At 71.1% G+C, this 10,164-nt stretch carries 11 protein-coding genes and 1 pseudogene; 10 read left to right on the plus strand and 2 right to left on the minus strand.

Annotated features, from left to right (window positions below):
* From R6V09_RS35990 to R6V09_RS36000, 3 genes are all read left to right on the plus strand, one after another.
* A partial coding sequence (locus R6V09_RS35990; RefSeq protein WP_317885667.1) for a MurR/RpiR family transcriptional regulator occupies window positions 1-646 on the plus strand: 646 nt, incomplete at its 5' end.
* Between the two features lie 152 nt (window positions 647-798).
* Window positions 799-1,734, plus strand: a complete 936-nt coding sequence (gene murQ, locus R6V09_RS35995; protein WP_317885668.1) for an N-acetylmuramic acid 6-phosphate etherase — start codon at window positions 799-801, stop codon at window positions 1,732-1,734.
* Between the two features lie 16 nt (window positions 1,735-1,750).
* Complete coding sequence (locus tag R6V09_RS36000) at window positions 1,751-3,160, plus strand: PTS transporter subunit EIIC (RefSeq protein ID WP_317885669.1); 1,410 nt, start codon at window positions 1,751-1,753, stop codon at window positions 3,158-3,160.
* Here R6V09_RS36000 and R6V09_RS36005 read toward each other — a convergent pair.
* On the minus strand, window positions 3,138-4,280 hold the full coding sequence (locus R6V09_RS36005) for an acyl-CoA dehydrogenase family protein (RefSeq protein WP_317885670.1): 1,143 nt from the start codon (window positions 4,278-4,280) through the stop codon (window positions 3,138-3,140). The two genes, R6V09_RS36000 and R6V09_RS36005, sit on opposite strands and share 23 nt — an antisense overlap.
* Before the next feature lie 88 nt (window positions 4,281-4,368).
* Here R6V09_RS36005 and R6V09_RS36010 point away from each other — a divergent pair, with 88 nt between their 5' ends.
* The 3 genes from R6V09_RS36010 (at window position 4,369) to R6V09_RS36020 (ending at window position 7,433) form a co-directional block, all read left to right on the plus strand.
* A complete protein-coding gene (locus R6V09_RS36010; protein ID WP_317885671.1) occupies window positions 4,369-5,415 on the plus strand; it encodes an AraC family transcriptional regulator in 1,047 nt (348 codons plus the stop codon).
* A gap of 74 nt (window positions 5,416-5,489) precedes the next feature.
* A complete protein-coding gene (locus R6V09_RS36015) occupies window positions 5,490-6,410 on the plus strand; it encodes a TIGR03620 family F420-dependent LLM class oxidoreductase (protein ID WP_317885672.1) in 921 nt (306 codons plus the stop codon).
* Window positions 6,411-6,527: 117 nt separating this feature from the next.
* Window positions 6,528-7,433, plus strand: a complete 906-nt coding sequence (locus R6V09_RS36020) for a hypothetical protein (protein WP_317885673.1) — start codon at window positions 6,528-6,530, stop codon at window positions 7,431-7,433.
* Window positions 7,434-7,452: 19 nt separating this feature from the next.
* Here R6V09_RS36020 and R6V09_RS36025 read toward each other — a convergent pair whose 3' ends face one another.
* Window positions 7,453-7,845, minus strand: coding sequence for a hypothetical protein (locus R6V09_RS36025; protein ID WP_317885674.1), 393 nt, complete (start codon window positions 7,843-7,845; stop codon window positions 7,453-7,455).
* 113 nt (window positions 7,846-7,958) lie between these two features.
* Between R6V09_RS36025 and R6V09_RS36030 the strand changes: the two genes are divergently transcribed.
* The 4 genes and pseudogenes from R6V09_RS36030 to R6V09_RS36045 all read left to right on the plus strand — a co-directional run.
* Entirely contained in the window at window positions 7,959-8,798 is an 840-nt protein-coding gene (locus R6V09_RS36030) for a helix-turn-helix domain-containing protein (RefSeq protein WP_317885675.1), read from the plus strand.
* Window positions 8,782-9,042, plus strand: a complete 261-nt coding sequence (locus tag R6V09_RS36035; RefSeq protein ID WP_317885676.1) for a DUF397 domain-containing protein — start codon at window positions 8,782-8,784, stop codon at window positions 9,040-9,042. Before R6V09_RS36030 ends, R6V09_RS36035 begins: the two co-directional genes overlap by 17 nt.
* Window positions 9,043-9,145: 103 nt before the next feature.
* Entirely contained in the window at window positions 9,146-9,820 is a 675-nt protein-coding gene (locus R6V09_RS36040; RefSeq protein WP_317885677.1) for an SCO4225 family membrane protein, read from the plus strand.
* Between the two features lie 65 nt (window positions 9,821-9,885).
* A pseudogene (locus R6V09_RS36045) lies at window positions 9,886-10,164 on the plus strand (hypothetical protein); the annotation flags it as partial.

Here is a 10,164-nt window from a genome sequence, read left to right on the forward strand (position 1 = left end):
CGGGCTCGCCGCACAGCAGCAGTCCGGGCGCGCGCCCGCCCTCACCACCGACATCGCGGTCGACGACCCGATCGCCGACGTCGTCGCGAAACTCGCCTACGACGAGCAGCAGACCCTCGCCGACACGGCCGCCGGACTCGACACCGTGCAGCTCGGCGCGGCCGTCACCGCGCTCGCGGCGGCCCGCCGTACCGACGTCTACGGCATCGGGGCGTCCGGGCTCGTCGCGCAGGACCTCACCCAGAAACTGCTGCGGATAGGGCTCATAGCCCACGCCCACAGCGACCCGCACCTCGCCGTCACCAACGCCGTGCAGCTGAGAGCCGGGGACGTGGCGATCGCGATCACCCACTCCGGATCCACCGGTGACGTCATCGAGCCGCTACGGGTGGCCTTCGAGCGCGGGGCCACGACCGTCGCGATCACCGGGCGGCCGAACGGAGCGGTGACGCAGTACGCCGATCACATTCTTACGACGTCCACGGCTCGGGAGAGCGAGCTGCGGCCGGCGGCGATGTCATCGCGTACGAGTCAGCTGCTGGTGGTGGACTGCCTGTTCATCGGGGTCGCGCAACGGACGTACGAGCAGGCGGCGCCGGCGTTGTCGGCGTCTTATGAGGCGCTGGCGCATCGGCACAGGCGTTAAGGGCGCGTTGTTTTCTGCGGGTGCGTTGTGGCTGGTCGCGCAGTTCCCCACGCCCCTGAAACTGGGCCCGAGTTACGAAGGGGCGCGGGGAACTGCGCGACCAGCCCCCACCGCCCCGCGGACAAAGAACAACGGAAAGAGCCGCTTCTCAAATGACCTCCACGTCCAACCCCCGTGATCTCCGCACCGAGTTGGAGTCACTCACCACCGAAGCCTTCCGCCCTGAACTCGCCGGGATCGATCAACTACCCACCCCCGACATCGCCCGACTCATGAACGCCGAGGACGCCACCGTGGCCGCCTCGGTCGCTCGCCGCCTCCCCGAAATCTCCGCCGCGATCGACGCCGTAGCCGAACGAATGGAGAGGGGCGGCCGGTTGATCTACATGGGTGCCGGCACCGCCGGACGGCTCGGCGTGCTGGACGCGTCCGAGTGTCCGCCGACCTTCAACACCGACCCCTCCCAGGTCGTCGGGCTGATCGCCGGTGGGCCGGAGGCCCTGGTCACGTCCATCGAGGGCGCCGAGGACTCGCGCGAGATGGCACGGGCCGACCTCGACGCGCTCGCGCTGACCGCCGACGACACGGTGGTCGGTGTCTCCGCCTCCGGACGGACCCCGTACGCGATCGCCGCGGTCGAGCACGCGCGCGGCGAGGGCGCGCTGACCATCGGGCTGTCCTGCAACGAGCACAGCGCGCTCGCGGCAGCCGCCGAGCACGGCATCGAGATCGTCGTCGGACCCGAACTCCTCACCGGATCAACGCGGTTGAAGGCGGGCACGGCCCAGAAGCTGGTCCTCAACATGGTCTCCACGATCACGATGATCCGGCTGGGCAAGACGTACGGGAATCTCATGGTCGACGTCCGCGCCTCGAACGAGAAGCTGCGCGCCCGCTCCCGCCGGATCGTCGCGCTCGCCACCGGCGCCGACGACGCGGAGATCGAGCGGGCCCTCGCGGCCACCGACGGCGAGGTGAAGAACGCGATCCTGGTGGTCCTCGCCGGCGTCGACGGCCCGACGGCCGCCCGCCTTCTGGAGGAGTGCGGCGGCCGGCTGCGCGCGGCGCTGACCGCGGCGGGCGGCTGACCAGCACTCTCAGGGGGTGAGCACCCCACAGAACACCGCCGCAGCCATCCTCCCCCTCGTCGGCGGCCCCGCGAACGTCACCTCCGTGGCGCACTGCATGACCCGCCTCCGGCTCGGCCTGGCCGACCGGTCACTCGTGGACGAGGAGGCGCTGCGCGCACTGCCCGGCGTGCTCGGGGTCGTGGACGACGACACGTACCAGATCGTGCTGGGGCCGGGGGTGGTGGCACGGGTGACCCCGGAGTTCGAGAAGTTGGTGGGTGCCGCCGGTGAACTGGCCGCACGCGGCGCCGAGTTGAAGGAGGAGCAGCGGGCGCGCAACGCGACGCCCGGCAAGCTCCTCCTGCGCCGCGTCGCGAACATCTTCGTCCCCCTCATCCCCGCCCTGATCGGGTGTGGAGTGCTGGCAGGCCTCAACGGCCTGCTGGTCAACCTGAGTTGGCTGCCGGGCCTGACCCCCTCCCTCTCCGCCATCGCCTCCGCCTTCCTCGCCCTCATCTCCGTCTTCGTCGGCTACAACACGGCGAAGGAGTTCGGCGGGACGCCGGTGCTCGGCGGGGCGGTGGCGGCGGTCGTGGTGTATCCCGGGGTGGCGAAGGTGACGGCGTTCGGAGTCGCGCTCTCCCCCGGCCAGGGCGGAGTGCTGGGCGCGCTGGCCGCCGCACTGCTCGGCACGTACGTCGAGAAGTGGTGCCGCACCTGGGTCCCCGCGACCCTCGACGTCCTCGTCACCCCCACCCTGACGGTCCTGGTCTCGGGCCTGGCGACGCTCTACGGCCTCATGTACGCGGCCGGTGAGATCTCCACCGCGATCGGCACGGCGGCGAACTGGCTGCTGTCCACGACCGGTCCCTTCGCGGGTCTGATCCTGGGCGGCCTCTTCCTCCCCCTGGTGATGCTGGGCCTGCACCAGGCCCTCATCCCCATCCACACCACCCTCATCGAACAGCAGGGCTACACCGTCCTGTTGCCCATCCTGGCGATGGCGGGCGCGGGCCAGGTCGGTGCGGCGGTGGCGGTGTACTTCCGCCTGCGCCACGACACTTCACTCCGCACGACCATCAAGTCGGCACTGCCCGCAGGCCTGTTGGGCATCGGCGAACCCCTCGTCTACGGCGTCTCGCTCCCCCTCGGCCGCCCGTTCCTGACCGCCTGCGCGGGCGGCGCGGCGGGCGGGGCGTTCGTCGGCTTCTTCGCGACGCTCGGCGACAAGGTGGGCGCGACGGCGATCGGCCCGTCGGGCTGGGCCCTGTTCCCGCTGCTGGCGGGGAACAGGGGGCTGGGGACGACGACGGCGATCTACGGGGGCGGGCTGCTGACGGGGTACGCGGTGGGCTTCCTGGCCACGTACGCGTTCGGCTTCACCCGACGGGACCAAGTCGCCCAGAGCGGAGGGGAGTTGGTCAGAGGTCCATCGAGCGGCTGATGATCTCCTTCATGATCTCGGACGTGCCGCCGTAGATCCGCTGGACGCGGGCGTCGGCGTAGCGGCGGCAGATCGGGGACTCCCACAGATAGCCGGAGCCGCCGAACATCTGCAGGCAGTCGTCGACGACCTGGCCCTGCAGTTCGGTGGTGACGAGCTTCGCCTCGGCTGCCTGGTCGGCGGTGAGGGTGCCCTGGTTGTGGGCGAGGACGCAGGTGTCGACGAAGGCCTGGGCGGAGGTGATCCTGGCCCGCATCGCGGCCAGCCGGAAGCGGGTGTCCTGGAACTTCGCCAACGGCCGCCCGAACGCGGAGCGTTGCTTGGTGTGGGCGACCGTCTCCCGCAGCGCGGCCCCCGCGTGGGCCACCGCGCCCATGGCGACGCCCAGCCGTTCCAGGGCGAACTGCCGCATCAGCAGGGTGAATCCCTGGTCCGGCCCGCCGAGCACGTCGGCGTCCGGGACATGGACGTCGTCGAAGAACAGCTCGGCGGTGTCCCAGGTCCGCAGGCCGAGCTTGTCGAGTGTGCGGCCGCGGGTGAAGCCGGGGGTCCCGTCGGCCACCAGGAACAGGCCGATCGTGTGGTCCTCACCGGTGCGGGCGGCGACGATGACGAGATCGGCGTTGACGCCGCTGGAGATGAAGGTCTTGGCGCCGTTGAGCAGCCAGCCGTTCCCGTCCGGGGCGCGCACCGCGTGCGTGCGGATGGCGGCCACGTCCGAGCCGGTACCGGGCTCGGTGATCGCGATGGCGAGCACTGTCTCGCCGGAGACCGCTGGGGTGAGGTGGCGGGTCTTCTGGTCCTCGGTGCCGAACTCCGCCAGGTACGGGGCGACGACGCCGGAGTGCAGCGGGACCGCGAAGCCGGACTCGGCGGCGTCCGCCAGTTCCTCGATCACGATCTGCTCGTACCGCAGGTCGGCCAGGCCCAGGCCGCCGTAGGCGGGATCGGCCCACGGGCAGAGCAGGTTCTGTGCGCCCGCGAGCCGCCAGACGTCCTTGCCGACGATCCCCTCGCGCTCCCAGGCTGCCTGCCTCGGCACGACCTCGTGCTCGATGAAGCCGCGCCATGCGGTCCGGTACGCCTCGTGGGCCTCGTCGAAATATCCGTTTCTGATCACGTCCCGACGCTAGGCGGGCGGCACGGCGGTCGGTCATGACCTCAGCGCTCACGGCCATTGACCTCTGCGTCCATTACGATCGGCGGCCATGTCCGCACCTCTGGAGAGCGACGCGTACGGCGCGCCCACCCGCTCGGTCGCCATCCACCACGTGCGGGCCGCGCTGCGCGGAGCCGAGCGGCACGGCGTGGACATCACCGCGCTCCTCGAACAGGCCGCCGTACCACCGCAGTTGCTGGAGGTCCCGCTCGCCCGGGTGTCACCGCAGCAGTTCGCGCGGCTCACCAAGGCGGTGTGGCGGGCACTCGACGACGAGTTCCAGGGCCTGGGGCCACACCCCCTGAAGGTGGGCACCTTCGCGATGATGTGCCACGCCGTCGTGCACTGCAGCCCCGATCTGCGGACCGCGATCAACCGCAGCAGCACCTTCTACGGGCTGTTCCCCGGCGGGCCGCGCTTCCACGTGGAGGAGAGACCCGCGGGGAAGACCGACGAGGCACGGCTCGTCTTCGACCTCACGGGCTTCGACGACCCCGATCACTACCTCGCCGAATCCGTCACCGTCGTCGCCCACCGCTTCGCGGGCTGGCTGATCCGCCGCCGGATCACCCTCACCCGGGTCGAGTTCACCCACCCGGCACCACCCCACGCGCTCGAATACGACCTCCTCTACGGCGCCCCGTGCACCTTCCGGGCCCCGCACACCGCCCTCGTCCTCGACCGCGCCCTCCTCGAACTCCCCGTACTCCAGGACGAGTCGGGGCTGCACACCTTCCTGCGCCGCGCCCCGGACGACGTACTCGCCCGCCTGGACTACGGCAGCACCACCGCCGCCCAGGTCCGCCGACTGCTCGGACAGTCGCTGCCGGACCGGATGCCCGACCCGCAGGACATCGCGGCCCGGCTGGCGGTGAGCGCGCAGACCTTGCGCCGGCGACTGGCCGCGGAGGGCACCTCGTTCCAGCAGATCCGCGATCAACTGCGGCGCGACGTGGCCATCGCGGCACTCGCCGCGGGCACCACCTCCATCGAGGACATCTCACGCCGGCTGGGGTTCTCCGAACCGAGCGCCTTCCACCGCGCCTTCAAACGCTGGACCGGCTCCGCGCCCCGCTCCTACCAGCCCGGCGGCTGAGCGAACACCCCGGTCAAGGACCGTGAGCGGCACGGTCACGGCATCCGCCCGGCCCCAGCCCCTACGGTCCCGGTATGACACTGGTGGAAGAAGCGGGGCTCGGCCGCGTGGGGATCTGGACCGCGAGCCTGGACGCGGTGCCTCCGGCGGCGGCCGGGGAGCTCGCCGCGGAACTCGAAGACCAGGGCTGGGGAACCCTGTGGTTCGGCGAGGCCTACGGCCGGGAGGCGTTCAGCCAGGCGGGGTTGCTGCTCGCCGCCACCTCACGCATGCGCGTGGCGACCGGCATCGCCAACATCTGGGCACGCGACGCCGTCGCGGCCAACGCGGCGTCCCGCACCCTGTCCGCGGCCTACGGCGGCCGGTTCGTGCTCGGGCTCGGCGTCAGCCACCGGCCACTGGTCGAGCGGGTGCGCGGCGGCAGCTACGGCAAACCCGTCGCCGCCATGCGCGAGTACCTCACGGCAATGGCGGGAGCGACCTTCTACGCCGCCGAGGCCGACGCACCACGCCCGCCCGTCCTGGTCGCCGCCCTCGGCCCCCGCATGCTGGAGCTGACCCGCGAACTCGCCGACGGCAGCCACCCCTACCTGGTGACACCGACCCAGACCGCCGAGGTACGGGCCGCCCTCGGCCCCGACAAGATCGTGGCCGTCGAGCTGGGCGCCGTACTCACCAAGGACCGCGAGACCGCGCTGCGCCGGGCCCACGCCCACCTGGACATCTACACCGGCCTGCCGAACTACCGCAACAACTGGCTGCGGGCCGGCTTCGACGAGAGCGACCTGGTACGCGGCGGCTCCGACAAGCTGGCCGAGGCGCTGGTCGCGTGGGGCGACGAGGCGGCGATCCTCGACCGGGTACGCGAGCACCTGGACGCGGGCGCCGACCATGTCTGCGTCCAGGCCCTGATGGAGTCCCCGTTCGAGGTACCGACGGAGCCGTGGCGCGAGCTCGCACCCGCGCTCGTGGGCGGGGTGAGCGGCCCCGAGTGAACGTGGAGTCCCCCTTCCGCGTCGTAGGTGCGGACAGGCGCTGACGCCAGGAGTCGAAAGCCTCCGCGCCATGCACTCAGCAGGGAATCCGTCGTCGGAAACGCCCAAGGGGACTCCATGAACACGCAAGCCAACCGCCTCGTCGGACTGGTGCTCACGCCCCTCCTGGGTGCCTGCCTCCTCGCCGGTTGCGGCGATGACCGGAGCGCGGGCGACGGGGGTACGGACAGTCAGTCGCTCAAGACGCAGGAGAAGCGCGCTCGTGAAGTGGCCGACGCCTGGCCGGGGTCCGCAGCCGCCGCTGCCTGGAGCCAGGGCTACTACCCGGTGGCCGACACGACGCAGCCCCCGGAATCGGGCTGGCACACCGAGGCGGACAAGCGGGCCTACGAGACCGGGACCATCGTCCGGCGCGGCAAGCTGCCGACCACCGCGATCACGCAGGGGAAGGTGGAGTGGAGCAACGGAAGCACCCTGAGCCGTCCGCTGATGGAGCCGAACAAGGCGTATCAGTCCTTCGCCCACTACAACAGCAAGGGGCCCAGGCTCACCGTGACGGGAGTGAAGCTCGGCGAAACGACGATCACCACGAGCCGGGGACCGGCGACTGTTCCCGCCTGGCTGTTCACTCTTGACGGCTACGACGCCCCGCTCAAACAGGTCGCCGTCACCCCGTCGAAGCTTCCCGAGCCGTCGATCGGACGGGCTCGGCAAGGATCCACCGACGGCCTCTGGAGTATCGCCCGGCTGGCCGGGACGACGGCGGACGGCCGCTCCCTCACGGTCCGGGCGACCCACGGAGCCTGCGACGACGGCCCCGTCGTCCACGTGCTGGAGACCGACGAGAACGTCGTGCTGTACGCCTCCGTCGCGGGGGAGCAGAGCGGCCCCTGCAGCGCCCAACTGATCGAGCAGAGCGTGAAGGTGGAGTTGCGGCAGCCGCTCGCCGACCGCGTCGTCCTGGACGCCCTCACCGCTTGGCCGGTGCCGTACGGGGAGCTCAGCGGGGTGTCGCCGGGCTGACCTGCTGCGGTCGGCCGCTTCAAGGGAGCCGGGCCTCGCGGTTCCGCTCCCGCACCCGGGCCCGCAGCACCTCCTCCTGTGCCGCGGGCCTGGTCGACTCCGGCGGGCAGTCCCACTCCCGGCCGCCCGCGAGCGGCCGCAACTGCACGTTCCCGCCGACGTGCCCCATCACCTCGCCGATCCGCCCGTCCCGTACGTCCACGGCGTGCGCCCCGACCGGGGGCCGTTCGCCGCGCAGCACGGACGCCAGCTTCTCGGCGGTACGGACGTTGCAGCGCCCCAGCGTCACCAACGCGAACCGTTCCTCGCCCGCACCCGTCGCCGGGTCCACACTCAGGGACGGCAGGGCGACACCCACACCCGTGAGCGCCTCCCGAAGCGAAGCGACGACTTCTTCCGTCGACCGCAGCATTCCTCACACCTCCACACAGAGTTCGCTGTTCGCGACACAGCGTGGCGGCAACATGTCTAACCTGGCCATACGCGAAGTCCCAACAAACTCGGGTGTGAGGACAGGGAGTTGCCGTGGCAGGACAGAAGGACCTCGACCCGTCGTCGTCACCGCGAGCCCTGCTCGGCGCCGAACTCCGCCACGCCCGCGAGAAGGCGGGCCTCAGCCAGGAGGAGTTGGGGCAGCGGCTGTTCGTGAGCGGTTCGTTCATCGGGCAGTTGGAGGCGGGGACACGGCGGATGCTGCCGGAGTACGCGCGGATGCTGGACGTTGAGCTGGGCACGGGGGACTTCTTCACGCGGAATTGTGGAGCGGCGGCGAAGTCCCAATATCCGGAGCACTTCGCGGAGGCGGCGGACGCGGAGGCCCGAGCAACGGCGATCAGGCAGTACGCGTCGATGCTGATCCCTGGGCTACTCCAGACACCCGCGTACGCGAGGGCCGTCTGCCGGGCCTACCAGCCGACTGCAACCGACGAGGAGATCGACACGTTGGTAGCACAGCGGATGACGCGGGCCCTCATCCTCGACGACCCAACAAGCCCCCTGTTGTGGGCGGTTATTGACGAATCCGCGCTACGTCGGGTGACGGGTGGGCCTGCGGTCATGGCGGAGAACCTGCGCCACATCGCCGAACTGGGCCGCCGAAGCCGAGTTATCGTGCAAGTACTGCCTTTCGACGCGGGGGCGCACCCCGCGATGCAGGGCTGCATCAAGCTGATGGACTTCGCCGGCGCCCCTCCGCTGATCTACCTCGAAGGCGTAGGCACCGGCCAGTTGGACGACGACCCCACCGTCGTCGCGGAGTACAGGCTCTACTACGAGTTCCTCGCGGCCTGTGCGCTCGCACCCGAGAAGTCTCTGGCCTTGATCGAGAGGATGGCGCAGGATTACGCCCATGAGGAACAACCCTGATCGCGACCTGAGTTCGGCCACCTGGCACAAGTCCAGCTACAGCGGCGGCAGCGGGGGCAACTGCCTGGAAGTCGCCCGCTGGCGCAAGTCGACGTACAGCGGCGGCAGCGGCGACGACTGCCTCGAAGTAGCCGACGGTCACCCAACCCTCGTCCCCGTCCGCGACTCCAAGAACCCCCTCGGCCCGAAACTCGTGTTCCGGGCCGCCGCGTGGTCCGCGTTCGTCGACGGTCTGACGAACTGAGTCCTGCGGCCCCTCCCGATGAGTACCGGTACTCATGCCGGAGCGCCCCCCTCGGTCCACCGTTGGGATCACCCACCCGGACCGACCGAAGGACGACCCGTCGATGCCGTACACCTCCCGTCCGCGCCGCCTCTTCGCGCTCGCCACGGACAACTGGCCGGCCCGGGCCTACCTGGGCGTCGTAGGCGTCTCGGTCGCGGCGATGTTCCTCTCCCCGGAGAGTCCCGTCGCCCTGGCCCCCTCGGTACTCACCGCGCCCCTCTCCCTGCTGGGCATCGTCCTCCCCTTCGGTCCCGGCGCCGAAGGGGACGGGACGGCACAGGTGTCGGCCATCGGCGCCTGGACGGTGTGGGTCGTGCTGTGCGCGCTGGTGAACGCGGCCGTGATCGGCGCCCTGGTGACGAGGAAATCCGCGGCACCCTCCACAGCAACCCGGGCGGCGCGTTCCGCCCGTCTCCGTGCCCTGCTCGCGCCCGCCGTCGACAACTGGCCCGCGCGGGTCTACCTCGCCGCGGTCACCGCCTCGGTGGTGTTCTTCCTCTGCGCCGCGTACGTCCTGCCGGACCCGGGGTTCGCCGGGGTCTGGCCGCTCATCACGACAGCGCCGCTCAGCTTCGTCCCCCTCGCGGTGTCGATACCGGCCGAACTCCCCGATCTCTCCTGGCTGAGCCCGCCGCTCTTCGCCGCCGGCTGCGCCCTGTGCGGGCTGGTCAACGCTGTACTGCTCGGCCGCCTCGCCCACCGCCTCCGGGTACGCGAAGCACACCCGGCCGTCTGAGCGGAGGACGGCGGGGTGCACCACGCCACCGGCCCGCGGCAAAGCCGACTATCGTCGACAGGACCATGAACCACGCCCAGCAGACCGCCCTAGGTCGCGCCCTCCGCCTCCTCGGCGAGCACGGTGAGGCGCTGACGTCCGACACACCCGACGCCCGGCTGCACGAGGTCAAGGCGGATCTCAAGCGCGCCCTCGACCTGCTGGACGACACCGTCAGCGGCGGCGCGCCCACCACGCGCTGTCCGGAGCACCCCAACGGCCCGGTCGACGCCGACGCCCCCGACCTGTGCCTGCTCTGCGAGACCCGGCGCCGCGCGGCCCGCCGCTCCGAGATCAACGGCCCC

The organism is Streptomyces sp. W16, from assembly GCF_033194735.1.
Lineage (GTDB): Bacteria > Actinomycetota > Actinomycetes > Streptomycetales > Streptomycetaceae > Streptomyces.

What these genes read in the sequence shown, in the direction of transcription:
- R6V09_RS36010 (WP_317885671.1), top strand. Translation starts at nt 4,369, where the DNA reads ATGTCCGCACCTCTGGAGAGCGACGCGTACGGCGCGCCCACCCGCTCG.
- R6V09_RS36025 (WP_317885674.1), bottom strand. Translation starts at nt 7,845, where the DNA reads ATGCTGCGGTCGACGGAAGAAGTCGTCGCTTCGCTTCGGGAGGCGCTC.
- R6V09_RS36040 (WP_317885677.1), top strand. Translation starts at nt 9,146, where the DNA reads ATGCCGTACACCTCCCGTCCGCGCCGCCTCTTCGCGCTCGCCACGGAC.
- R6V09_RS36035 (WP_317885676.1), top strand. Translation starts at nt 8,782, where the DNA reads ATGAGGAACAACCCTGATCGCGACCTGAGTTCGGCCACCTGGCACAAG.
- murQ (WP_317885668.1), top strand. Translation starts at nt 799, where the DNA reads ATGACCTCCACGTCCAACCCCCGTGATCTCCGCACCGAGTTGGAGTCA.
- R6V09_RS36020 (WP_317885673.1), top strand. Translation starts at nt 6,528, where the DNA reads ATGAACACGCAAGCCAACCGCCTCGTCGGACTGGTGCTCACGCCCCTC.
- R6V09_RS36015 (WP_317885672.1), top strand. Translation starts at nt 5,490, where the DNA reads ATGACACTGGTGGAAGAAGCGGGGCTCGGCCGCGTGGGGATCTGGACC.